Source organism: Shouchella tritolerans, assembly GCF_025770735.1.
Lineage (GTDB): Bacteria > Bacillota > Bacilli > Bacillales > Bacillaceae_D > Shouchella > Shouchella tritolerans.
Genome location: NZ_JAODPB010000001.1, coordinates 24676 through 48806, shown reverse-complemented (window position 1 = coordinate 48806; position 24131 = coordinate 24676). Strand labels below are relative to the sequence as shown.

Genomic DNA, 24131 nt, shown 5'->3' with positions numbered 1-24131 from the left:
TGTTCCTCACTTTTTCTATTGTTGGTCTAATTGTTTTAATACCTTTAAATAAAGTTGCTCTTCCAGTTCTGCTTGCTTTTTCGCCAAAGCTTGACGCTTTCTTAAACAGAAATAAGCTTTTCCAATTATCCGTTGTTTTTCAATACTTGGCAACTGGATTTCCAACTCTTTTAAAATCGCTGGAGTTAATTTTGGCACAGTACTTCCTTGCATCAAAATTGCCATTTGCCTTTTCATTGCATACGATTCATTCAACGCATAACATAAATAACTACGATCCAATTCATCATGTTCGATTACGAGTTTCGCAAAATTTTGATTGATTATCTTGCCTTGGTTTAAATCACTCACTATCCCAGCTTTGGAACTAACAAAGCTGAAAATAACGTCCCCGACATTGCTCAAATAGCTTTCTTTATGATTTAAATGTCCAACATCAAACCTAGCTTGCAAGTCTAGAAATGAGCCATCTAAATCATTCTTTAAATCCTCATATGTATAAGCAACTAATGTATGATCATTTTTAACATTGCCTCTAGAAAGGTTTCTTCCTATTTTAACCGTTACAATATCTTCAAGTTTCATATCCCACCCTCATAAATAAAGTATTTCTTTGAAATTACTTAATTACAAGTGAATCATATCACTTAAAACTTGTGCAGTCAATATCTTTGTGTAATTTTCATGAATTACACAAAGATATTTTTTGAAAAGTTTGGTCAAACAATCGTTTTATTATATCCTTGTAATTCCCTCTATAATTCCATTACTTTGCTTGCTAAAGTTTATTTATAAGTAGTAAAGCAAAAATCTTTACTGCTTGAAAGGAAAACTATAATCACCAGAAAATGTAAAAATTTTCAGTGTAATGAATACGAAAAAAGGAAGCGGTTTTAATCTAATACCCCAACATTCACTGAAAAAGAAGACTTCCCTATGATTGATTTTAATACAGATATTTACAAACTCTAGTTCGTAAAGAGGATTTTAGAGAACAAACGTCAATTAAAAGTTCTTGTCACCCAATTTGATCTATCAAAAATTCACTATCTATTGTCACATTAGCTTTAGTTAGAGCGATCTGCAAACTCATATATAACAAATAATAAAGAGTTAGACGTAAAACAAAAGAAAAATATAACAAGTTTTTAATAAATGACACAGCTTCAAAAGAGTACCTTTTATTTTGTATATATTTGCTGAGATACTTCATTTAATAATGCTTCTAGAAACTCTTCAGTAGCTTCACCCAAATCGTCAATTTCGGAATTAATAACTTTCAATCCTCTACTTTCCATAATTTCCTTTTTGATCTGGTTAGGCCGAGGTAAAAATACAAATGACTTTGGTCTCAGGTCACTTCGCGAAGACATTTCCCATAGTTTTGTTAACCTATAAAGTAAATATTTGATATTGATATCATCTAGACTATATCCTATAAACAAAACGCCTTTTCCAAGAGTGTCCGATCTAAGTTTAATATCTAAAGGGCTCTCAAAACTAAGCCTATCAAAATAACTAGTTTCAGTTAATACAATCGAATTATCATTATCAAAGTCCCCGTGAAATTTGACGATTTGAGTTTTTCCATTAACTATATCTTTAAGATCCTCAACATTTTTGATCTTAGTATAGTTTTTACCATGGTAATCGTAAGATTTCTCTATCCACCTATCATAATTTGTTGTATAGATAATCGGAAAGTCCAAGTTAACTATGAGATTGTGTATTCTAGATTCCTCGATCCTAATATTAATATTGTGCCAGCTCGTATCCATCCAACTTCTTAGCTCACCTATTGACCCTTTTTTTATTTTATAATACTCCGCTAAAGTTAAATAATCTCCGTCTCCTAGAACATTATATATTTCAGGATCGTATTTCAACATAACAGCTATACGGTCTATTAAGTCCCTAAAAGTGGGCAGTCCAAGACTTGCAGATATTCCAGCACCAACAAATAAAATTATTTCTTTTTTCTTTATTGCTTCTACCAAATCTCGGATATCTTGATTCATTTTTATCCCTCCCTCAAAAACTGAGAAAACTTAACTAATGCTTCTTTTCTCATTGATATATCATTCTTTTTTTCTCCTAATTCTGCGAATGTTTTATCGTATCCATTTGGTATAAAAACACAATCCCACTGAAAACTTCTATCTCCTTTAGGTAGAGAAGAGATTTTATCTTTTATTTCTCCTTCAAACACTCTTATTCTTTTCCCATCAATAAATCCAATAGTAGTTTTGGCAGATGCCTTTACATTGGTATTATTACCAAAAATTTCACAGAATTTATCGGCTTTTAACTTATCCCAGAATACTTGAGTAAGACCTCCAGGTAGTCCTTCAAAATGATCAACATAAAGGCCCGTGTGCTCTATAAAAAGAGGCCTTCCCACTAGTTTAAAAGCCCGTATAACTTTATCATGAACTATTTTTTTTTGATCATCAGTTTGTATTTCGTTAATATTAGTATCAACAGCTATAACTTCGATTCCTATTTCCGAAAGAATTTGTTGTGCCTCTTTTAACTTGTAAGGATTACCTGAAACAAAGCGTATTTTCATTTATATTGCTCCTTAGATGAAAGAATATTTTTTCGTTCTGCTTTCCATGTCATTTATTATATCTAACCTATTAAAAGTATTCAAAAATAACATATACTCCTCAGACAGTTGCTTTCCATGTACCGAGGGATTATCTGTACAAAGCACGAAGGGGATATCCCTTTCTATAAATACCTTAATGGGATGATTAGAAATATCAGTGCAGTTCCCTGACATTAAATTACTGTATAAGCATACCTCTAAGCATACATCTTTTTCCTTAATTAAATTCAAAGTATATTCAGAGAAGATTGCACCACTTCCATGACCTATTCTATCTGCATTACACTCATTTATAGCCCAGTTAATATTACTTGAATTTCCTGTTTCCCCTGCGTGTATAGTTACTTTTAAACCGTATTCTTCTTTTGCATTAAGAAAAAAATGCTTTATCTCTTTTGGAACAGAGACATCTTCATCGCCAGACATATCTACTCCTACTATAATATTATATTTATTAACATCTTTTATAGCTTCTAATAAATCAAATGCTTGACTATCTTTTAATTCATGCCTAGTTAATGATAGTATTAATCTAGCGTCGATATTAAACTTTAAAGTATTCTTATATATAACACTTACCAACCAAGAAATAGCTTCTTTCAATGGAATATTATTTATCTTACTAATATAAAAAGGTGAATTTCTAAATTCTACATAATTTATATTATCACTTGCTAAGTTCAAAAATGCCATTTCTACCATTGTATTAAGCGTTTGATAATCTCTCGGTAGTAATTTTAATACCTCCCAAGGAAGAAAATAATCCCTTAAAGATTCGACAGGTTTTGTAATTTGTAAATTTGTATTCAAGCAAAATTCCGATGGTATTTTAATCTTTTGTTCTTTCACTAATTGAATGATGGTTTCTGTTGGAATTGCACCATTAAGATGGACATGTAAATCTCTCTTTTTTTTACTTTTAAATTGATTTAATACCATATTCCATATCCTCCATAAATTTACTCATTATTAACCAATTTTATTTTTGCTTTCGGTGGTGACCCTTATTATCTGGTTTGAGACTCTGTTAATGTCGCAATTTTTCAGATTATTATAATCTTAAAGTTGGGTGCATCTATCTTTAATATTGTCAGAGTTATATTTTGATATTTCATTTGTTATTTTCGCAACACCACTCCTAAAGAATAAAAGCTTTTCTTATTGAGTAATAGCAGTATCAATTATATACGATAGTAAGAGTAAAGAATGAATGAGAGAATGAGTGTTTAAAACGACACATTTAAATAAAAGCCAATTGGAGCGTCTATACTTATCTGAACAGAAAAATTAAGGTCACGTACACTTGACCTAAAACAGATGAGCAGCTCCGACTATGACAAAGCGAGAACGCCGCACATTTACGCCCGAGTTTAAAAAGCAAATGGTGCAGCTGTACCACAATGGAAAAACGAAACGAGCGATTATTGATGAATATAATCTGACTCCGTCCTCTCTTGACCGATGGATCAACCAGGACGAAACCTCTGGTTCTTTTAAAGAGAAAGACAATCGTTCTCCTGAACAGCAGGAGCTTTTGGAACTTCGCAAGGAACTAAAGCAACTTAGAATGGAGAATGATATTTTAAAGCAAGCCGCGCTGATCATGGGACGAAAGTAAATGTCATTAAACGAAACACAGACAAATACTCGGTATCAGCAATGTGCAGCGTCCTGCAAATCTCCCGTAGTACGTACTACTATGAGGCCAAAGAGCGTCAGTCAGAAGACGATGTAACAGGCGCTGTCATAGAGATTTTTGAACAAAACCGAAGTGCCTACGGCACGCGTAAAATCAAGGTCGAACTGTACAAGCGTGGATTTACGGTTTCTAGGAGACGTATTGGCCGTATCATGAAGGAACAAGGGCTTGTTTCTTCCTATACAGCGGCACAGTTCAAGCCGCAGAAAACTTCCTGTAATGAGTCAGCTCAGGCAAATGAATTGAAACGCGAGTTTCATCAGACAAAAGCGAAAAAAGTAGTCGTCAGTGATTTAACATACGTCAAAGTCAAAAACAAATGGCATTACGTATGTATCTTTGTCGACCTCTTTAATCGCGAAATTATTGGCTTCAGCACAGGACCCAACAAAGATGCAGGCCTTGTCACACGGGCTTTTTCTTCTATTCACCGACCGTGGCAGCGAGTTTAAAAACCAGCTCATTAACGAAACGTTGGCAGCATCTTACACTTGAATTCAGTGATAATGTTCACTGGTTTAATTAGCTGCGAATTCATGGAACACTAGGCTACGTAAGCCCAATTGAATATAAACGATCATCCCTTAAAAAAGCTGTCTGATTTAGTGTTGACAATCCACTATCTAGTCGATCTGACATTTTAAAACGTTCATGATCTATTTAACGGATTTTTTTACAAATTTAGCGCTCTTAATAGAATAGTTCCAGAGATGTCATCTTTTAAGATTTCTCTTGAAAAACTTATTTCTCTATCGGGGCTAAACAAATGAAACTCTATACGATTAAATCTATTCTTATTTTTCTTCATTATAAAATCTACTAAGTAGGGAGTAATATCTAAAGGAAATTGTATAATCTGATGCCATTCTTCATTAATCAATGCTTCAATTTCGAGTATCAATTTATTATGATTTTCTAGTACTACAGGTCCAACGGTTACTAGATTTGTACCTTTATAAAGAGTTAATAATTCTTTTGGAGCCTCTGCAAATAAAGATAATGTACTTAATCCTGTAGGATACTTTTTTAAATACGCACCCTTACTTATCTCTATTTCTCCAGCTTTATTTTGTAAATAATCTTGTAATATATCTTCAATCATTGTGAAGACTGATGAAAATGCCGCTACATTAACTCCCTTAAATTCTTCATTTTCAATATGTTTAATAAAATTGCTTTTACTTAATGCAATATTTTGTCCATCTTTAGCTACTTTGGATAAGTCCACTTCTTGTTCTTCATACTTCATAATTTTGTAATCCAAAATACCTATATAACTAGACTCTTTATTTATTTTAAGTGCATATAAATTAGGAATTAGTAGATGTTTTTTTGTAATTTTATCAAATTCTTTTACCATATATAGTCTTCTTCCATTACTATCTTCTCTAAATAAATCCTTATCGAAATAATAATGTTCGATACTAATATTTGGTGTGTCTTTACGGTGCTCTGGTACTGGTAACAACATAGAATACACGTTGTTCCCATGATATAATACTTCAGCATCTCCAAATTCACTATTAATATCATTAGCATCTCTATCAAAAATAAATATTTTACAATATTCATTCTCTAATAAAGCATGATAATCACGGATTTTTTTTAATTTATCGTTACCCATCTGAGTTTTTTTATCAGGTTCAAAAAATCCAATATCTAAGCTTTCAAACATTCCATTTTCATTTAACTTTTTTAAAGCATATTTTAAATGTTTCCAGTCTGTTTGTCCTTCTGTAATAATTATATTTTTATTCGGATTAGTTAATTCATCTAATCTAACGTTTAAGATTGGAAGATATTTTTTTATAAACACCTCTATAACTCCATCGGAGGAGGCTATTTTAAAAAGAATTTCATCTTCTTCAGGGGAACATTCAGTTTGAACAATTCCGCTTTTGTTTAAATACAGCCTATCCTCATCCTCATTCCCATAAAAAAATATATCATCATCTAAGAGCATAAAATCCTTCAGCTTAAATTTGAAATAGGCACAATTACTTGAGTTTTTAGAAGTATGAGATACCATCTTTATATAAATCCAATTATCTTCAAATTTCTTTAGTATTTTAAAACCCAAATTCAAATCTATAATTTTTAAACGAATATCATGTTCCATATTCATCCCCCTTATAATGAGAACTCTATTACATCAGATTATATATATATTTCTTCAAAAACCCCCTCACTTATGATACGGCTCCCCCCTCATAATCCGAAAACTCCGGTACAGCTGTTCAAATAGCACGAGTTTCATCAGTTGATGAGGGAATGTCATTTTTGAAAATGACAGCAGTTCGTCGGCGCGGGCGTAGACGTCTTCGGATAGGCCGAGGGAGCCGCCGATGATGAATGTGAGTTTGCTTTTGCCGTGGAGGGCGAGTTGGTCGATGCCTTTGGCGAGCTGTTCGCTTGTTTTCATATTGCCTTCGATTGCCAGAGCGATGACGTGGCTGTCGGCGCTTATTTTGGCGAGGAGGCGTTCGCCTTCTTTTTTCTTGACGAGGCGCATGTCTTCGGTGCTTAAGTGTTCGGGTGCTTTTTCGTCGGCGACTTCGATTTCTTGGATTTTGGCGTAGGCGCTTAGGCGCTTTTTGTATTCGTCGATGCCTTGTTTTAAGTATTTTTCTTTTAGTTTGCCGACGGATAGAATCGTGATATTCACTTGTGTATAACTCCTTTTTCAGATGCAAACAGTTTATCCACATAACTTATCCACATATCAACAATGTGTATATCTGATTATTTTGCCACAGTGTACGCTGCTTTGTTTCCACAGTAGCTACATGTGGCTTCGTTGGCGTCTGCGGTTTTTTCGATTTTGGGTGGCACTTCCCATTCGTCTACGGCGACGTCTAGGGCCAGTTCGATATGTTCTGAGCAGGCGTAAAGCAATTGAATCCGTCCTTTCTTTCGTCGTTTGCTATTATAGCATGGCTTGGCTATCCACAGCGAGTGCTTCTTTTGCACAATCCACAAGACAAAAAAACAGCTCCCGCGCGTCGTTCGCGGGAGCTGTGGATTTATTTATACGTCGCTTTGTTCTTCAAGGGTGACATCGATTGTTTGCTTGTCGCCGTCACGGTAGAGTGTGACAGAAATGGTGTCGCCGATGGAGCGCTCAGCGTATAAGAGTTTGCGCAAGTCTTGAGGGTTTTCAATGGCTTCGCCGTCAATTTCGACGATGACGTCTCGTTCTTGCAGGCCTGCATCGGCTGCAGCGCTGCCGTTTTGGACGCCGACGATGACAACGCCCTCTGTCACGTCTTCAGGCAAGTTCAGCGTTCCTTGGAGAGCGGAACTTGGAAGTTCATTGAGTGAGCGCAATGTGATGCCGAGTGTTGGGCGCCGTACTTCCCCGTATTGTTCCAAATCGCTGATGGTTGGCTGTACGATCGACGCGGGGATTGCAAAGCCTAGCCCTTCTGCAACGCCGGAAATTTTCATCGAATTAATCCCGATGACTTCGCCGTTAATGTTAATAAGTGCACCGCCACTGTTGCCGGGATTAATCGCTGCGTCCGTTTGCAGTACTTCTGCATTCCAATCAATTTGGCCATTGCCGCTTAAATCGACTGGAATGCTTCGTTCTGTCGCGCTGATAATGCCTTGTGTGACGCTGCCGGCAAATTCAAGGCCAAGTGGGTTGCCTATCGCAATCGCTGGTTCGCCGACGCTTAATTCATCGGAATTGCCGAACTCGGCAACGGTTGTGACGTTTTCCCCATCGATTTCAAGGACAGCCAAGTCCGTTATTTCATCTTGGCCTACAAGCGTTGCTGGAACGCGGGTGCCGTCCGTTAAGGCAACTTCAATTTCCGAAGCGCCTTCAATTACATGGTTATTGGTAACAATGAATGCCGAGTCGCCTTCTTTTTTATAAACCACACCAGAACCTGTGCCTGTTTCGTCTGTTTCACTCGCTCCGAACATGTTGGCTTGCTGCATGTTAATAACGCCGACGACTGCATCGGACACTTTGCTCACAACGTCCGTGACCGCTGAATTGACGTCGAGGTTAATGACATTTTCAGCGTTTTGTTCCGTATTCGGTTCTGTGTTGGCGTTGTTGTTTTCACCTGCTGAATCATCTATGCCAAGGCCGAGGCTCGACATAATTGGTGAAGCGATTAATACAAGCGCACCGCCAATGATGGCGCCGCCAAATGCGGACAAACCAGCCACTTTTTTCGAGCTCTTATTTGGCTCGCGGTAGCGCGTTTCTTGCTGGTCATCATAGTAGCCCATGATTATACCCCTTCCCTCTAAACAGTCGTATTCGTTCTATGTATCTTTATTATACCCCTGTTCACCTGATGGTCTAGGCATTTGCGGGCATTTCAATGATTTTTGACCTTCGTTTAACAATTATCGATAACTGTTGCTGAAGTTTGATAAAAAAACGAATACTGTAGGTTCTTTCTATTTATTTACGCTTTCGTCCCTTTTTAAACAATCGAGAGGGGGGTAGGGTGATAAGGGTCCGTATCGTAAAGGCGCAGCGTTTCACCAACTTTATGCCCTTCTTGCTCTAACACTTGCTTGACTGTCATATGCGCTAATTCCTTCATGTTGTTATCGAGGCTTAAATGAGCTAAGTAGATGTTCGCTTGTTTGTCTTCGACGACATCCGCCAACGCCATCGCAGCATCTTCGTTGGAAACATGGCCTAAATCGCTCAGAATCCGGCGTTTGACGTTCCACGGATAGCGGCCGACACGGAGCATGTTCATATCATGGTTGGACTCAAACACGTACGTATCGGCGCCTGCAACCGTCTTTTTAATTCGTTCGCTCACATAGCCCATATCTGTTGCTAAAACGAGTTTTTTGCCTTCGTGGCGGAAGACAAAAAACATCGGTTCAGCTGCATCGTGGGAAACGCCAAATGACTCGACTTCTATGTCGCCAAACTGCTTGACTGTCCCGCGGTTAAACTCAAATTTTTGCTCAAGAGACAACTGCCCAAGCTGTTTCTCCATCGCTTTCCACGTTTTTGCATTCGCATAGATCGGCACTTGATGCTTTCTGGCAAAAACGCCGACACCTTTAATATGGTCGCTATGCTCATGGGTGACAAGCAGCGCATCAATGTCTTTTGGGTTGCGGTCAATTTTCTGGAACAGCTCGTCCAGTTTTTTTCCGGTTAACCCAGCATCAATTAAAAGGCGCTGTGATGCCGTTTCTACATACATCGCGTTTCCAGTACTGCCGCTGGCCAGCACGCTGAACCGCATACTCATCTAGTTTCCCCCCTCATTTCACACTCTAAGGCGTGCTGCCCGCTTCGTTCATCTCATCTGCATTTGGTTCTTGTAATTCAGGCGTTTCTCCATCCATCGCTTGGTTTTCATCGGGATACCACTGATGTTGTTCGCCTAAAATCGCATTCACTAAATAAATGCGTATATCGTCTTCCTCATCGGTGTTGCGCTTCACTGTCACTTCCCACATAGGCGAAAAGAAACGTGGCGTTTGTTCAGCTAGGCTATAATAGCCAAAATCAATTTCAACAATGCTATTGTTTCTTTTAATAAAATGGTTGTTTAGCAGCGTTTCGACCGCTTCCATGTACGTGATCATTTTCCGTTCATCTGGGTTTTCTTCAAAGGTGAAATGGCGCTGTGTGTAGCCAATGACCTTGTCCTCTTCGTCGAGTTCTAGAATGAGAGGCGCGTCCTCGTTGACGAACGTTTCGTTTTGGTTATATTGCTGGTTAAAATAAAGGTACGATCCTTCTCGCCTTGAAAACACATAGTCATATCCGTGCAAAATATGCTGGGCTAAAAAAGCAGCATAGTCGGTTTGTTCCGCTGTTTCGTTGCTGTCGTTTCCAGGAATATCCGATAGGTCAATCGGTTCATCAAAAGCTGATTTAATCAATTCCCGTGATTGGGACAACGTCGCCGTCTGCCCTGTAAGAGTGTCTAGCTCTGCTTCTGAAAAGGTTGTCCATCTTCCTTCAAGGACAACGCCTTTCGCGCCAACAATGTTGATTTCTTTCGACGGGAGAGAGATGTTGTTATCGGCAAGCCGCTTTTCGATGTCGCTTGATTGCTCAATATCAGGTACTTGTTGGATTTTGTCCAGCAACTGTATGCCTAAAAAGACGTTTAACAGCAAAAACGTGACAATAAAAATGGATTTGGCCCGGCTCCAGTTCATTGTTTGTACTCCTCATCAAACGGGACTCTTTTCCACGTATTTTGGCTTTCATAATACCATGTCGGCACAAAATTGGCATTTGAGTTGTTTTCCATATCGGCCCTGTAGCCAAGCTGGATGTCCGTGACATCGTCCCAGTTGACCGAAGTTGCGTTTTTTAACGCTTCTGCAGCTGCCTCTCCTGACGGCACTTCCACTTCAGGGTCTTGCAGCGGCGCCCCGACTAAATGAAAGAGTGGCCGTTCGAATTGGATCACTTGTGTGCCTGAGCGGCTGACAGTTATTTTCATCCTGTCTTTGTTGTCGCTGCTGCTGCGGCCAAAAACAGGAATGCCGTCAATCATCATCCGAAAATCAACGGTTTCGCTATTATCCCTGGCCGCCCAACTGCTCGCCTTATAGTCATCAGTCCAGCCGCCATTTAAATTGACAAATTCAGTCGCGGTCTCAATAATGTGGCGGTTGTTTGTGTCAACGCCGTCTGCTGCAAACGGATAGCTGTAGCTTAAATACTGTAGCCGTTGGTCAATCGTGACAATCCGGCTACCATCGGTGTAGACATTTTGCCCATCAAGCTGGTTTTGCCGCGGAACATCAGAAGCCCCGCTAAACAAACGCTGGTTGATTTGCCCTATGTCTAGACGGGCAAGCTCATACTGCTTTTCTCTTACTTTTTGTGGCTCACTGCTGACATACAGCCGGTTTTGCAGCAATTTGTTCTCATCATCCTTCTGCTTCACGATAACAGCCTCTTCGATGTCTGCTTCCTCTCCAGATTCGAGCAAATCAGTAAGCAAATTAGGATCCATCGCAGAGCCAACCGTAAATAAGCTTTCATTTTCCAGTGAAGCAAATTGGATGTTGACCCCGCCGTCATAAGGGCTAACGTAAACAAACATCCGATCGATGGCACTTAAATTGAAGCGAAAGTCTTCATGATCGATCCCGAATTGTTTCAGCACAAATTCTTTTGGTACTGCATCGGGAAAAATCAACTCAATTCCGCTTACGGCGGAGATATCTTCATAGTCGCGGTTGATCGATTGCAATTGCCCTTCGGCAAACAATTGGTCCACTACGTGAGAAAAATACGAAGAGCCATTTTTTACGAGTGAATACGTCCCTTCAGAGCTGTGCAGCACGATTTGTTCAGGAGCAATTAGCTCCACTGGGTCCCGTTCTGTGCCAAACATTTCTTCGGTTTGCACGTTGGAGCTATCTTCTAATGCTTCGATATTTGGTTGGAATGTCCACAATTGGTACGTGAAAAATACACTTAGACCAATTAAGGCAATTAACGCGACAGTTTTAAACTGTTCGTACCTCACACTGTTCCTCCTTTGAATGTCGAGTAAGGCAACGTAATATAAATGGTCGTGCCTTCATTGTATTCACTGTGGACCCAAATATCGCCTTCATGGGCGTGGACATACTCGCTTGCAATCGCAAGGCCGAGACCTGTCCCTCCAACGTTCCGCGCCCGAGCTTTGTCCACTCGATAGAACCGCTCAAAAATCTTGTCTTGTGACTCAGCTGGAATGCCCAACCCTTCATCGGCAATGCTAATCCGTGCTTTGTTTCCTTGATGGAGGAGGGTAATGGTCACATTGCCCCCAGACGGAGAATATTTAATGGCATTCGATAAAATGTTGTCCAGCACTTGAGTCATTTTATCGGTGTCAATTTTGACGTAAGTTGGCTGTTTCGCAATATGGCGGTGAAAATCAATGTTTTTGTCCTTGACGACCATTTCAAACCGTTCGACGATGCTATGCAAAAAGGCACCGAGCTCCACCCAATGCAAGTCGAGACGGTAATCGTTTGAGTCGATTTTGGACAGTTGGAGCAAATCATTAACAAGGCGGATCATCCGGTCCGTTTCTTTTTGCGTTACCTCTAAAAAGCGCGGTGCAATGTCCTCATCTTGCATCGCCCCGTCTGCCAACGCTTCCAGATAGCTTTTCATCGTCGTCAGCGGCGTCCGCAATTCATGTGACACGTTGGCGACAAACTCGCGCCGTTCATTTTCAATCTTCTCTTTCTCAGTTACATCATGAAGAACCGCAATCAAGCCATTAAAGGGGCCTTCTTCTTCTTGGATCGCTGAAAAGTTCACTTCGAGCACAATCGGCTCTTCGCCTGTACTCAAGTCAAGGAGCAACGGCTCGTTCCTTTCGTAGAGCTCAAACATGCTCACTTCCTCTTCCATGCGCAGCACGTTCATAATCGGCCTGCGCAGCACATGCTTTAACGGGATGCCTAACAGTTCTTCGGCTCGGCGGTTCATCAAAATAATCAAACCGCTTTGGTCTGTCGCAATCACGCCATCCGTCATATGCGCCAACACCGAACGCAAACGCTTCTGCTCCCTGTCCCTCATTAACGTCGTGTCATGAAGCCTATTTGTCAGCTCGTTAAACGCAGTGGCAAGCTGGCCTAACTCATCGGTACTGTAGACACGGACTTGCCTTGAAAAATCGCCATGGCTCATGCGGAGCGCTTGCCGACGCATGTCAAGAATCGGCATCGTGATCGTTCGGGCTAGTAGAATGACCACTAAGAACGTCAAGACCATTGCAATGCCTGTCGCCGATATAAAAATGCGGTTGATCGCTTGTGCTTGCTTACTGACACCCTCAATTGACGCTTCAATGTAGACAGCACCGAGAATTTCGCCAGTGCCATTTTCATTGGAACGAACGGGGTGTGCTTTAATAATGTAGCGCTCTTGGTCTTCTTGGTTGATCCGCTCTTGGAATTCATACGTCGGCGTCCCGGTTAGGGCGCGCTTAACAATCGTTTGGTCAGTCTGTTGGTCAATGATGTTGGCGTCTTCGTCGGAAGAGCTTGCCAGCACCACGCTATTATAGCCAATCACTTGCGCTTTCCCTTTGCGTGTATTCTCATCGTTTTGCGGGAAAGCGTTGCGTACAAGCGTATCAAGGTCCCGTTCTTCTGGGTCTTCTTGCAATTCTTGGCCGACACTTAAAGACAGTACATTTAAGCGGTCATTCAACAGTGTTTCATAGTTTTCAAGCAAATTTCTTTCCAGTTCCCGGGAAAAGTACACACTGACAATTTGCATCGCCAATACAATCAACAGCACATAAATAATAATCAGTTTAAAGCGAATGGATTTAAAAAACCCGACATTCCGTTCCATTTACCGCTGCTCGCCCTCTGGCGCCGACAAGAAGTAGCCGACTCCCCTTCTCGTCATAATCCAGTTTGGATAGCTTGGGTTGTCTTCTACTTTTTCACGCAAGCGCCGCACTGTTACGTCCACCGTACGCACATCGCCAAAATAATCATAGCCCCACACCGCTTGCAGCAAATGCTCACGCGTCATTACTTGGCCTAAATGCTTGCCGAGATAATGGATCAACTCAAATTCCCGATGGGTTAAATCAACTGGCTCGCCCCGTTTTTTTACTTGATACGCTTCAGGAAGGATCGATAGCTCGCCAATTGTGATTTCTTTTTGCGTGGTTGGCGCGTCATCTGAAGCGACTTGTTGGCGCCGCAAGTTTGCCTTTACACGTGCCAACAGTTCCCGCGTGCTAAACGGCTTGATGACATAGTCATCAGCGCCAAGCTCAAGGCCAAGCACTTTATCAATTTCCGAGTCTTTTGCCGTTAACATGATAATCGGCAAATCGTATTGCTTCCTTACTTCACGGCAAACTTCCATGCCATCTTTATAAGGGAGCATAATATCAAGGAGCATTAAATCAGGCTTCCGTTCCTTGACGCGCTCTAATGCTTCATTCCCATCATAAGCACAAGTAACATCAAAGCCTTCCTTCTCCAAGTTAAATTTTAATATATCAGCAATCGACTTTTCATCATCTACCACGAGAATATGTTTGTCCATCCTCATCCTCCTAGATTGGTCGTCGTTCTAAGATCCTTCATTTAGAAATAACAACATTCTTTCCCGGGCAATTGTTTTGCCCTATCTCTTAGTTTACCACAAACGGGCAAGTCAAGAAGAATGCAAAAAAAGAACCTTATATGCACTTGCACATAAAGTTCTTTCGCTATGCCGGCCAGAGGACTTGAACCCCCAACCTACTGATTACAAGTCAGTTGCTCTACCAATTGAGCTAGACCGGCAAATGGTGGCTCGGGACGGAATCGAACCGCCGACACACGGATTTTCAGTCCGTTGCTCTACCAACTGAGCTACCGAGCCATTTTTGCTTCTTTTAACTGTTTATCATGATGTAAATGGCGGTCCGGACGGGACTCGAACCCGCGACCTCCTGCGTGACAGGCAGGCATTCTAACCAACTGAACTACCGGACCAAAATATGTATCTATATGAAAAGTGACCCGTACGGGATTCGAACCCGTGTTACCGCCGTGAAAGGGCGGTGTCTTAACCGCTTGACCAACGGGCCACTGTAAACATGGTGAGCCATGAAGGACTCGAACCTTCGACCCTCTGATTAAAAGTCAGATGCTCTACCAACTGAGCTAATGGCTCCTCTAAAAAAGCCGAGCAGGCGGTGCAGAAAAGCAAACCGCTTGTCCCCAAATCCCTTGGCGACAAGATTTATAATAGCATATAAAAACTAGGTGTGCAACTACTTTTTAAAAAGTTTTTTTAGCGCGATTGAATGGAAGAGAAGCGGGAAAATACAGGGGTGCTTTCCCTGCATTTTCCCTTGCCATTTAGGCAAAAACGCCACGCACCATGTTCGTTTGGCTACGGTCGGGGCCGACGGAAAAGACAGTCAATGGAATGCCTGTCAGTTGGCAAACCCGTTCTACATACGTACGGGCATTTTCCGGCAGCTCATGCAACGTTTTTACGCCTGTAATGTCTTCTTCCCAGCCTGGAAGCTCTTCATAAATTGGCTCACATTCTGCCAAAACATTTAAGCTTGCTGGAAACTCATCAAGCACTTCGCCTTTATAGCGGTAACTCGTGCAAATTTTTAGCGTTTTAAGCCCTGTGAGCACATCAATCGAGTTAAGGGACAAATCTGTAATGCCACTCACCCGGCGAGCGTGGCGGACGACGACACTATCAAACCAGCCAACGCGGCGTGGACGCCCTGTTGTCGTTCCATACTCATTTCCAACTTTGCGGATGCGGTCGCCAATTTCATCATCCAATTCGGTCGGAAACGGGCCATCGCCGACGCGAGTCGTGTATGCTTTTGACACACCAACAACGTGATGGATTTTTGATGGGCCGACGCCTGAGCCGATCGTCACTCCTCCGGCGATCGGATTGGAAGACGTTACGAATGGATAAGTGCCTTGGTCAATATCAAGCATCACGCCTTGGGCGCCTTCAAATAAAACACGGCGGCCATCATCCAAAGCGTCATTTAAAACGACGGATGTATCGACAACATATTTAGCGATTTGTTCGCCATAACGGACATACTCTTCAACAATTTCTTCTGCTGAAAAGCCATCTGTTTCATAATATTTTTCAAACAGGCGGTTTTTCTCTTCCAAAACAGCTGCCACTTTTGCAGCAAATGTGTCTTTCTCAAGTAAATCGGCGATTCGAATGCCAATCCGCGCTGCTTTGTCCATATAGGCAGGACCGATGCCTTTTCTTGTTGTGCCAATTTTATTGGCGCCTTTTCGGTCTTCTTCGACAATATCAAGTTTTATATGATAAGGCAAGATCACATGGGCGCGGTTCGAAATCCGCAAATTGCTCGTATCGACGCCGTGGTCATGCAAATACGCAAGCTCTTCGACAAGCGCCTTAGGATCAATTACCATGCCGTTGCCAATGACACAAATTTTATCTTTGTAAAAAATCCCTGAAGGAATCAAATGAAGTTTGTATTTTTTTCCGTCAAACACAATCGTATGGCCAGCATTGTTTCCACCTTGGTAGCGGGCAACCACTTCTGCTTTTTCTGATAAGTAGTCCGTGATTTTTCCTTTTCCTTCATCGCCCCACTGTGTTCCAACAACAACGACTGAAGACATTGCTTGCACCTCCGCTCTCTATAAAAACCATTGTAAGTATAGCAGGTCAGCCTATGGGGCGTCAATTAGACACGAACATTTCCATACTAAAAATTTCCAACATTCGTATAAAAACGAAAAAGCCCTCCAAATACGAGAGAGCTTTTCCCGTTAACCTGGAGGCATGTCATTCTCGTCATGGCGACGGTCCAAATTAACGAACTTATTGTATTCTTTTACAAATGCTAGCTCTACCGTCCCAACGGGGCCGTTTCGCTGCTTGGCAATAATAATTTCGATAATATTTTTATTCTCGGTTTCTTTATCATAGTAATCATCACGATAGAGAAAAGCGACAATATCGGCATCTTGTTCAATACTGCCTGATTCCCGGATGTCTGACATCATTGGGCGTTTGTCTTGCCTTGATTCGACGCCCCGTGACAATTGGGACAGGGCAATAACCGGCACTTCTAGCTCACGGGCGATCGCTTTCAGCGTCCGTGAAATTTCCGATACTTCTTGCTGGCGGTTTTCACCGCTGCGACCGTTCCCTTGAATGAGCTGCAAGTAATCAATCAAAATCATGCCAAGCCCTTTCTCTTGCTTGAGGCGCCGGCATTTGGCGCGAATTTCGCCGACTTTCACACCAGGGGTGTCATCGATGTAAATGCCTGCTTTGGACAAAGACCCCATCGCCATCGATAGTTTATGCCAATCCTCTTCCTCCAAAGCGCCTGTCCGCATCCGTTGGGCATCGATGTTCCCTTCTGCACAAAGCATCCGCGTGACAAGCTGGCTCGCTCCCATTTCCAGCGAGAAAATCGCAACCGTTTCATCGGTTTTTGTAGCAACGTTTTGGGCAATGTTAAGCGCAAAGGCGGTTTTCCCGACTGATGGGCGCGCTGCAACGATAATAAGATCGTTACGCTGGAATCCGGCAGTCATTGTATCTAGCTCCGTAAAACCAGTCGCAATGCCCGTAATTTCCCCACGGGTTTGCTGCAACATTTCGATTTGGTCATATGTTTCAAGCAGCACATCTTTAATCAAAACAAAGCTGCTTGTATTTTTTCGTTGTGCGACTTCGAGAATCGTTTTCTCGGCTTGATCGAGGATCGCATCGACTTCATCCTCGCTCGCATAGCCTTCTTTTGCAATGTTGGTGGCCACACGGATGAGCCGCCGTAACAGCGATTTTTCCTCGACGATGCGGCTGTAATACTCGACATTGGCCGCAGTAGGGACAGACTCGGCGACATCAGCCAAATAGGCGACGCCGCCAATATCATCAAGCCACCCTCTGTTTTGCAGCTCTGAGGTGACTGTGACTAAATCGACAGGCTCTCCCTTTTCACCGAGGTCGAGCATCACTTCATAAATCCGCTGGTGGCTAGCACGGTAAAAATCTTCAGGCATCAGGCGCTCACTCGCCGTCGTTAACGCATGGTCAGCAAGAAAAATCGCACCTAACACAGCCTGCTCCGCTTCAATGTTTTGCGGCGGCGTCCGCTCTGACAACAGGTCACTCATCCATTTCTCCCCCCCTTACAACTGACTTAAAAGGAAGCTGGCCAAAGCGAGAGCCAGCTTCCTTTTGTTTCTATGCTTCTACAACGTGGACGGTAGCCGTTGCCACCACTTCTGGGTGGATTTTAATAGGCACTTTCGTATAGCCGAGAGAACGAATCGGTTCATCCAATTGGATTTTGCGTTTATCGACTTTCTTGCCTTGTTTCCCAAGTGCCTCGGCAATTTGCTTTGTCGACACGGCCCCGAACAGGCGGCCGCCTTCGCCAGCTTTGGCAGGAATCTCGATCTTGAGCGCTTCAAGCTCTTCTTTCAATGCTTTCGCTTTTTGAAGTTCCGCTTCTGCCTTTTTTTGCTTGCTTTTTTCTTGCGCCTCAAGGTCTTTTATATTTCCAGACGTAGCTGCCACTGCTAAATTTTTAGGGATTAAATAGTTGCGGGCATAGCCTTCTGACACGTCTTTCAATTCGCCTTTTTTGCCCTTCCCTTTTACATCTTCAGTGAAAATGACTTTCATGCTCCGCTTCCTCCTTCTCGTACTTCATCAATGGCCTCCTCGAGCTGACGTTTTCCTTCCTCCAGCGTCAAGTCAGGCAACTGCGTCGCTGCGTTTGAGAGATGGCCGCCACCGCCGAGCTTTTCCATAATGACTTGGACATTTACGTCGCCAAGTGAACGAGCGCTAATGCCGATTCGTCCATCAGCAAGCCGACAAACGACAAAAGATGCAAGCACGCCGCTCATTGTGAGCAACGTATCAGCAGCCTGGGCAATCACGAGCTGATCGTAAACATGGTCGTCTGGGGCAACAGCAATGGCATAGCCCTCTCGGTAAAGATAGGCGTTTTCTACAAGCTTAGCACGCTTTACGTAAGACGCCAAGTCTTCCTTTAATAGCTTTTGCACGAGCGCTGTATCGGCGCCGTTGGCCCGTAAAAAAGAGGCTGCATCAAATGTCCTCGCCCCAGTGCGGACAGCAAAACTTCTTGTATCGACAATGATGCCAGCGAGAAGCGCCGTCGCTTCAAGCCGGTCCATTTTAAACTGCATCGGCTGGTATTCGAGCAGCTCGGTCACAAGCTCAGCCGTCGATGACGCATACGGCTCCATATAAACGAGCACCGGATCTTCAACAAAATCTTCGCTGCGGCGATGGTGGTCAATGACAATGATGCGGTCGATCATCTCCAATAGCCGCGGCTCAATGACAAGCGATGGCTTGTGTGTATCGACCACGACGAGCAACGTCTCTTTATCAGCTAAATCCAAGGCTTCTTCTGGAGAAACAAACTGGCTCCACAAATGGTCGTGTTTCTCCGTTTCTTCCAATAACCGCTGCACATCAGGGTTAATATCCTCCACATCGAGCACAATAAAGCCTTCACGGTCATTTAAGTCAGCAATTTTCAATACGCCAATCGCTGCCCCAATCGCATCCATATCTGGACGCTGGTGGCCCATGACAATCACTCGTTCGCTTTCTTTTACAAAATCGCGCAAAGCATGGGAGATAACACGAGCGCGTACCCGTGTCCGTTTTTCCATTGCATTGGTCTTGCCGCCGTAAAAGCGGACGCGGCCATTTTTCTTTTTGATCGCCACTTGGTCGCCGCCGCGGCCAAGTGCTAAATCTAAGCTTGATTGGGCCAAGACGCCCAGTTGTTTTAATGATGTTTCCTCCGTGCCGACCCCAATGCTAAGGGTAATTGGCACTTTCTCCCTCGCTGTCCGTTCACGGATATCATCAAGCAACTCAAACCGGTTCTCCTCTAGGAGCAATAGCGTCTTATGGTTCATCACTGCCAAAAACCGATCTGATGACGTCCTTCTTAAAAAGATATCATAATCGCTCGCCCAATTGTTCAACGCTGTTGTTACTTTAGCGAGCAACCGGCTGCGAACTTGATCTTCCATGCTTTGTGTGACTTCATCGTAGTTGTCTAAGTAAATATGCGCGATGACCGGCAGCATATGTTGGTACTTTTTTTGCGTTTGTTCTTTCTCGGTTACATCCACAATATAAATAAGTTGCTCGTCGCGCTCAAACGTCATGTAATAGTAAGAGGACTCCATTTGGAACGTTTCATTGGCAACGTCCTTGTTTACATAATCGCCAAGCTCTTCATGGATGCAGGTAATGGACTCGCCAATAAGCCCAGTCCCAAACCGTTCATCAACAAACGGGTTTGTCCACTCGATCACCCCATCCTCATTATAGAGGACAATGCCTACAGGCAGCTTGGTGACAGCTTCTTCCCCTGCCTGATTCACACGGTATGATAAAGTCGAAATATATTTGTGCAACTGCCGTTCATTGCGCTTATGGGATTGGTGAAATAAACCGATCCATACGATCAGAGCAATGCCAGCAACTGCGCCGGCTTCTAAGCGATAATAAGCGAGAACAGCAATGGACACAACGGCAATGGCAAAGAGTGCGATGACATGAAGCTGTTGCCACCACTGCTTTTTCCAATTTGGCATATTGTCATCTCCTACCTGTCATCCAGAAATTACAGTTTCATACGGTCGCGAATTCTTAAAACCATATCCAGTACGCCAATCATTTTCATGGCCCACAACAAAAATGGCACGAGTAAAAGACTGATGACAACCATGATGATAATAAAAACAGAGACGCCTTTTGCAAGCCGCTTTGCCTGCAAATACATAAACAGAAGCGACACCCCTTGGATGATAAGCAATACACTGACCAAATTTATGCCAGTTTGCGTGACGGCCGCCATATAGGAACCAGGTTCAAACGGCAAAAAGGACAGGAGCAATAGGGAAAAATAAAACCAAAGGAAAAAACGTGGAAATGCCCATTCGCGAAACTTTGGCAGCTTATGATACGGTAGATCGACACGTTTAAAGAGCATGGTCGCTGCCCCATAGACCATAAACGCATAGATGGCAGCCATCATTAACAACAAAAAGGTCATCAGCGATTCAATTAATTGAACGTATTCCTCTATAAACGCTTCATCATAGGCTTCCATCCCTAATTCAGACAGAAGCTGTTGCGTCTCTTGGAGAGACTCCCGGACAAATTGCATTACGGATAGGTCGGTGACGGCTGTAAGTAATATGTAAGCAGCCGAAAGAAAGACAAACGATGCGACAATCGTTGCCAGCAACAATTCAGCCCCTTTTCTGCGCTTATGCTGAGCGTAGCCGAGCACATAGCCAATAATGGCAAAAGCAAATGCTGCCAAAGGGTTTAAAGTCGCTATTGTTCCAAGCAAACCGACAGCCGCTGTTAACACCATCCCTGGCCTCGGCCCAAAAGTTACCGTGAAATAAACAACTGGCAACGGCATGGCGACAAGTGCGAACATGTTTAGTAGCGGAATGTTAAATGCAAAGATCATGAATAATGCAATGTAAATCACACCGCATAGTAGGCCCTTCATCAGCTGGTTCCTGTGTTCCAAATTCTCACCTCATTTAACACGCTCAACAAGCGCGTCTCATTACACACAGTTCCCATCTATTTTAGCGTAATTACCTTTAAAGTAAAAGGCGAGCCTCTCGATTCGCCAGCAAGTAGAAGAAAAGAGGGCAACCAAGCCAGCTTTTTCTTAGCTTGGCCCGGTCCGCCCTCTTTATCCAATCTTTAGTTCACATCGTTGACGTAAGGTAGCAATGCTACTTGGCGAGCGCGTTTAATCGCTACAGTCAGCTTACGTTGGTACTTTGCAGAAGTTCCAGTTACGCGGCGTGGAAGAATTTTTCCACGTTCGGAAATGAAACGTTTTAGCAAATCAACATCTTTGTAGTCAATATGGGTAATTTTATTGGCAGTAAAAAAGCATACTTTTCTCCGTTTAGGACGACCGCGACGTGCCATCTGTTTCACTCCTTTCATTTAAACATTAAAATGGAAGATCATCATCGGAAATATCAATCGAACCGTCATTAGAGAACGGATCGTTGTCATATCCATTAGAACGGCTGCCACCAGTTTGGTTGCCAGAACCTTGGTTGCCAGCGCCGTAATTATCAAAACCAGGATTCCCAGAGGATTGGTTTTGACTATTGCGAGGTTCGAGAAATTGGACGCTTTCAGCAACGACTTCCGTTACAAAAACGCGTCTGCCTTCATTATTGTCATAGCTTCGCGTTTGCACACGGCCGTCGACTCCTGCAAGGCTCCCTTTTTTCAGGAAATTGGCGACGTTCTCAGCCGGTTTGCGCCAGACAACACAGTTAATGAAGTCAGCTTCTCGTTCTCCTTGCTGGTTTGAAAACGGACGGTTGACTGCAAGCGTAAAATTGGCTACAGCTACACCGTTTGGCGTGAATCGCAATTCAGGGTCACGCGTTAAGCGTCCGACAAGAACAACACGGTTTAACAATGCGATCCCTCCCAGCCTTTTAAAGTGGTCCCATATTCGTCCTGGGCCCGTTAAAATATGTCTATTTCAACTTACTGTTCGTCTTTTGTTACGAGAACGCGGATAACGTTGTCGTTGATTTTAATCAAACGGTTAAACTCGTTAATCGCTTCTGTATTTGCTTGTACACTTAGCAATACATAGAAACCATCTTTGAAATCGTTGATTTCATAAGCTAGGCGTTTTTTACCGATCTCGTCCACCTTTAGAATTTCAGCGCCGTTGTCAGTGAGCACTTTGTTGTAACGCTCAATGATTTCCTTGTTTGCTGATTCTTCTAGGTTTGGAGCGATAATGTACATAATTTCATACTTACGCATTCCAGTCACCTCCTTTTGGTCTAAGCGGCTCCGTTTACACAGAGCAAGGAGCAAAAGTCAATTCACTCACATTGAACGAGTATACCATTAAAATGATCGTTATTCAAGAATTATCGAAGCAACACCTGCCTTTTGTTCAGATTGTCACGACAATGGGAATCAAGATGTAAGAGCAAACGTGAGGGGGGCTTTCAAAGGGGTTATCAACTATATACGCTATTTACAACGCAAATTCCTTGTTTTTTCTTGCATTTTTTTCGACAAAATGAGTCAACGAAGGACAGGAGCGTTTTTCTACAATCAAGGGGCTACAACGTTGGCTGCAGCCCCTCCCTTTTACACATTAAACCGAAAATGGATCACATCTCCGTCTTGAACGACGTACTCTTTTCCTTCCAGGCGAACTTTGCCCCGTTCTTTTGCGGCAACCATGCCGCCAGCCGCAATCAAGTCTTCATAGGCGACAACTTCAGCACGGATAAAGCCACGCTCAAAGTCAGTATGAATAATCCCAGCTGCTTGTGGCGCTTTTGTGCCCCGCCGGTATGTCCAGGCCCTGACTTCCTGCTCTCCTGCTGTAAAATACGTTTCCAACCCTAGCAAAGAATAAGCTGCGCGTATTAGTTGGTCAAGCCCTGATTCTTGGATGCCGAGTTCTTCTAAAAACAGCGCTTTTTCATCGCCTTCAAGCTCAGCAATTTCCGATTCGATCTTTGCGCAAACGACTATCACATTGCTGTTCTCCGCTTCCGCAAATGCTTTTACTTGTTTGACATAGTCATTATCAGCGCCAGCAAGCAAATCGTCTTCAGCGACATTAGCTACATAAAGAACAGGTTTGCTTGTAAGCAAGTGTAACTGTTTGACAATTTTCAGTTGGTCTTCGTCGAAATCGATGCTTCTTGCAGGCTTTTCATTTTCAAACGCCTCTTTTAATGCTTCTAGCACAGGCAATTCAGCAACAGCGGCTTTGTCTTTTGCTTTCGCCAGCTTCGCGACACGGCCAATCCGCTTGTCGACTGATTCCAAGTCAGCCAAAATCAACTCTAGGTTGATGACTTCAATGTCACGCAACGGATTGACGCCACCGGAAACATGGGTAATGTTTTCATCAGCAAAACAGCGGACAACATGGGAAATCGCATCTACTTGACGAATATGAGACAAAAACTGGTTGCCAAGCCCTTCGCCTTTGCTGGCGCCTTCGACAATCCCGGCTATATCTGTAAATTCAAACGCTGTTGGTACCGTTTTTTTCGGTTTGACCAGTTCGGTTAATTTTTCCAGCCGAACGTCAGGCACTTCGACAATCCCTACATTTGGATCAATCGTACAAAACGGGTAATTGGCCGATTCAGCACCCGCTTGGGTAATCGCGTTGAACAGCGTTGATTTTCCCACGTTTGGCAACCCTACTATTCCAGTTGTTAAAGCCACTTCCTGTCACGTCCTTTTTATTTGTA

Annotated in this window: 22 protein-coding genes, 5 tRNA genes and 1 pseudogene; 1 reads left to right on the top strand and 27 read right to left on the bottom strand. The window is 42.9% G+C overall.

Annotated features, from left to right (window positions below; genetic code table 11):
- Positions 1-15: 15 nt before the first annotated feature.
- The 4 genes from N6H06_RS00260 to N6H06_RS00245 form a co-directional block, all read right to left on the bottom strand.
- Positions 16-585 (bottom strand): restriction endonuclease subunit S, encoded by a 570-nt coding sequence (locus tag N6H06_RS00260; protein WP_263705367.1) that lies wholly within the window; start codon positions 583-585, stop codon positions 16-18.
- Positions 586-1181: 596 nt separating this feature from the next.
- Positions 1182-2018 (bottom strand): SIR2 family protein, encoded by an 837-nt coding sequence (locus N6H06_RS00255; RefSeq protein WP_263705366.1) that lies wholly within the window; start codon positions 2016-2018, stop codon positions 1182-1184.
- Positions 2019-2020: 2 nt separating this feature from the next.
- Positions 2021-2569 (bottom strand): non-canonical purine NTP pyrophosphatase, encoded by a 549-nt coding sequence (locus tag N6H06_RS00250; protein WP_263705365.1) that lies wholly within the window; start codon positions 2567-2569, stop codon positions 2021-2023.
- A 12-nt stretch (positions 2570-2581) separates the two neighbouring features.
- On the bottom strand, positions 2582-3550 hold the full coding sequence (locus tag N6H06_RS00245; protein WP_263705364.1) for an amidohydrolase family protein: 969 nt from the start codon (positions 3548-3550) through the stop codon (positions 2582-2584).
- Positions 3551-3944: 394 nt separating this feature from the next.
- Here N6H06_RS00245 and N6H06_RS00240 point away from each other — a divergent pair.
- Positions 3945-4911, top strand: a pseudogene (locus N6H06_RS00240) (IS3 family transposase).
- A gap of 72 nt (positions 4912-4983) precedes the next feature.
- Here N6H06_RS00240 and N6H06_RS00235 read toward each other — a convergent pair.
- The 23 genes from N6H06_RS00235 to ychF all read right to left on the bottom strand — a co-directional run bounded on the left by N6H06_RS00235 (position 4984) and on the right by ychF (position 24105).
- Positions 4984-6429 (bottom strand): hypothetical protein, encoded by a 1446-nt coding sequence (locus N6H06_RS00235; RefSeq protein WP_263705363.1) that lies wholly within the window; start codon positions 6427-6429, stop codon positions 4984-4986.
- Between the two features lie 66 nt (positions 6430-6495).
- On the bottom strand, positions 6496-6975 hold the full coding sequence (rlmH, locus tag N6H06_RS00230) for a 23S rRNA (pseudouridine(1915)-N(3))-methyltransferase RlmH (protein ID WP_263705362.1): 480 nt from the start codon (positions 6973-6975) through the stop codon (positions 6496-6498).
- A gap of 77 nt (positions 6976-7052) precedes the next feature.
- Complete coding sequence (locus N6H06_RS00225; protein ID WP_263705862.1) at positions 7053-7280, bottom strand: CxxH/CxxC protein; 228 nt, start codon at positions 7278-7280, stop codon at positions 7053-7055.
- Between the two features lie 57 nt (positions 7281-7337).
- A complete protein-coding gene (locus tag N6H06_RS00220) occupies positions 7338-8558 on the bottom strand; it encodes a S1C family serine protease (RefSeq protein WP_263705361.1) in 1221 nt (406 codons plus the stop codon).
- 200 nt (positions 8559-8758) lie between these two features.
- Positions 8759-9553, bottom strand: a complete 795-nt coding sequence (locus tag N6H06_RS00215) for an MBL fold metallo-hydrolase (protein ID WP_062744651.1) — start codon at positions 9551-9553, stop codon at positions 8759-8761.
- A 25-nt stretch (positions 9554-9578) separates the two neighbouring features.
- The gene (locus tag N6H06_RS00210; RefSeq protein WP_062744649.1) at positions 9579-10475 is read right to left on the bottom strand and encodes a two-component system regulatory protein YycI; all 897 of its coding nucleotides are present in this window, start codon (positions 10473-10475) and stop codon (positions 9579-9581) included.
- Positions 10472-11803 (bottom strand): YycH family regulatory protein, encoded by a 1332-nt coding sequence (locus N6H06_RS00205; RefSeq protein WP_062744647.1) that lies wholly within the window; start codon positions 11801-11803, stop codon positions 10472-10474. Before N6H06_RS00205 ends, N6H06_RS00210 begins: the two co-directional genes overlap by 4 nt.
- Complete coding sequence (gene walK / locus N6H06_RS00200) at positions 11800-13638, bottom strand: cell wall metabolism sensor histidine kinase WalK (protein WP_263705359.1); 1839 nt, start codon at positions 13636-13638, stop codon at positions 11800-11802. The genes N6H06_RS00205 and walK overlap by 4 nt, the downstream gene beginning before the upstream one ends.
- Positions 13639-14349 carry a response regulator YycF gene (gene yycF, locus N6H06_RS00195; protein ID WP_062744644.1) on the bottom strand — a complete coding sequence of 237 codons (711 nt, stop codon included), beginning with the start codon at positions 14347-14349 and terminating at the stop codon, positions 13639-13641.
- 169 nt (positions 14350-14518) lie between these two features.
- Positions 14519-14591: transfer RNA gene (locus N6H06_RS00190), tRNA-Thr, on the bottom strand.
- 3 nt (positions 14592-14594) lie between these two features.
- Positions 14595-14670: transfer RNA gene (locus N6H06_RS00185), tRNA-Phe, on the bottom strand.
- 36 nt (positions 14671-14706) lie between these two features.
- A tRNA-Asp gene (locus N6H06_RS00180) sits at positions 14707-14783 on the bottom strand.
- A 23-nt stretch (positions 14784-14806) separates the two neighbouring features.
- A tRNA-Glu gene (locus N6H06_RS00175) sits at positions 14807-14878 on the bottom strand.
- A 10-nt stretch (positions 14879-14888) separates the two neighbouring features.
- A tRNA-Lys gene (locus N6H06_RS00170) sits at positions 14889-14964 on the bottom strand.
- A gap of 188 nt (positions 14965-15152) precedes the next feature.
- Entirely contained in the window at positions 15153-16439 is a 1287-nt protein-coding gene (locus N6H06_RS00165) for an adenylosuccinate synthase (RefSeq protein ID WP_062744642.1), read from the bottom strand.
- A gap of 150 nt (positions 16440-16589) precedes the next feature.
- Complete coding sequence (gene dnaB, locus N6H06_RS00160) at positions 16590-17951, bottom strand: replicative DNA helicase (protein WP_263705357.1); 1362 nt, start codon at positions 17949-17951, stop codon at positions 16590-16592.
- A 70-nt stretch (positions 17952-18021) separates the two neighbouring features.
- Positions 18022-18465 (bottom strand): 50S ribosomal protein L9, encoded by a 444-nt coding sequence (gene rplI / locus N6H06_RS00155; protein ID WP_094424421.1) that lies wholly within the window; start codon positions 18463-18465, stop codon positions 18022-18024.
- A complete protein-coding gene (locus tag N6H06_RS00150; RefSeq protein WP_062744639.1) occupies positions 18462-20432 on the bottom strand; it encodes a DHH family phosphoesterase in 1971 nt (656 codons plus the stop codon). The genes rplI and N6H06_RS00150 overlap by 4 nt, the downstream gene beginning before the upstream one ends.
- A 29-nt stretch (positions 20433-20461) precedes the next feature.
- On the bottom strand, positions 20462-21364 hold the full coding sequence (locus N6H06_RS00145; protein ID WP_153020481.1) for a YybS family protein: 903 nt from the start codon (positions 21362-21364) through the stop codon (positions 20462-20464).
- Positions 21365-21567: 203 nt separating this feature from the next.
- Entirely contained in the window at positions 21568-21801 is a 234-nt protein-coding gene (rpsR, locus tag N6H06_RS00140) for a 30S ribosomal protein S18 (protein WP_011248938.1), read from the bottom strand.
- 25 nt (positions 21802-21826) lie between these two features.
- Positions 21827-22309 (bottom strand): single-stranded DNA-binding protein, encoded by a 483-nt coding sequence (gene ssb, locus N6H06_RS00135; protein ID WP_062744635.1) that lies wholly within the window; start codon positions 22307-22309, stop codon positions 21827-21829.
- 71 nt (positions 22310-22380) lie between these two features.
- Positions 22381-22668 carry a 30S ribosomal protein S6 gene (gene rpsF, locus N6H06_RS00130; protein WP_011248940.1) on the bottom strand — a complete coding sequence of 96 codons (288 nt, stop codon included), beginning with the start codon at positions 22666-22668 and terminating at the stop codon, positions 22381-22383.
- Positions 22669-23004: 336 nt separating this feature from the next.
- Complete coding sequence (ychF, locus tag N6H06_RS00125; protein WP_062744633.1) at positions 23005-24105, bottom strand: redox-regulated ATPase YchF; 1101 nt, start codon at positions 24103-24105, stop codon at positions 23005-23007.
- Between the last annotated feature and the right edge of the window lie 26 nt (positions 24106-24131).

Bases quoted from the DNA above. Each gene is read 5' to 3' on its own strand.
- N6H06_RS00260 (WP_263705367.1), bottom strand. From the start codon at position 585: ATGAAACTTGAAGATATTGTAACGGTTAAAATAGGAAGAAACCTTTCT.
- N6H06_RS00255 (WP_263705366.1), bottom strand. From the start codon at position 2,018: ATGAATCAAGATATCCGAGATTTGGTAGAAGCAATAAAGAAAAAAGAA.
- N6H06_RS00250 (WP_263705365.1), bottom strand. From the start codon at position 2,569: ATGAAAATACGCTTTGTTTCAGGTAATCCTTACAAGTTAAAAGAGGCA.
- N6H06_RS00245 (WP_263705364.1), bottom strand. From the start codon at position 3,550: ATGGTATTAAATCAATTTAAAAGTAAAAAAAAGAGAGATTTACATGTC.
- N6H06_RS00235 (WP_263705363.1), bottom strand. From the start codon at position 6,429: ATGGAACATGATATTCGTTTAAAAATTATAGATTTGAATTTGGGTTTT.
- N6H06_RS00220 (WP_263705361.1), bottom strand. From the start codon at position 8,558: ATGGGCTACTATGATGACCAGCAAGAAACGCGCTACCGCGAGCCAAAT.
- N6H06_RS00215 (WP_062744651.1), bottom strand. From the start codon at position 9,553: ATGAGTATGCGGTTCAGCGTGCTGGCCAGCGGCAGTACTGGAAACGCG.
- N6H06_RS00210 (WP_062744649.1), bottom strand. From the start codon at position 10,475: ATGAACTGGAGCCGGGCCAAATCCATTTTTATTGTCACGTTTTTGCTG.
- walK (WP_263705359.1), bottom strand. From the start codon at position 13,638: ATGGAACGGAATGTCGGGTTTTTTAAATCCATTCGCTTTAAACTGATT.
- yycF (WP_062744644.1), bottom strand. From the start codon at position 14,349: ATGGACAAACATATTCTCGTGGTAGATGATGAAAAGTCGATTGCTGAT.
- N6H06_RS00165 (WP_062744642.1), bottom strand. From the start codon at position 16,439: ATGTCTTCAGTCGTTGTTGTTGGAACACAGTGGGGCGATGAAGGAAAA.
- dnaB (WP_263705357.1), bottom strand. From the start codon at position 17,951: ATGAGTGACCTGTTGTCAGAGCGGACGCCGCCGCAAAACATTGAAGCG.
- rplI (WP_094424421.1), bottom strand. From the start codon at position 18,465: ATGAAAGTCATTTTCACTGAAGATGTAAAAGGGAAGGGCAAAAAAGGC.
- N6H06_RS00150 (WP_062744639.1), bottom strand. From the start codon at position 20,432: ATGCCAAATTGGAAAAAGCAGTGGTGGCAACAGCTTCATGTCATCGCA.
- N6H06_RS00145 (WP_153020481.1), bottom strand. From the start codon at position 21,364: ATGAAGGGCCTACTATGCGGTGTGATTTACATTGCATTATTCATGATC.
- rpsR (WP_011248938.1), bottom strand. From the start codon at position 21,801: ATGGCACGTCGCGGTCGTCCTAAACGGAGAAAAGTATGCTTTTTTACT.
- rpsF (WP_011248940.1), bottom strand. From the start codon at position 22,668: ATGCGTAAGTATGAAATTATGTACATTATCGCTCCAAACCTAGAAGAA.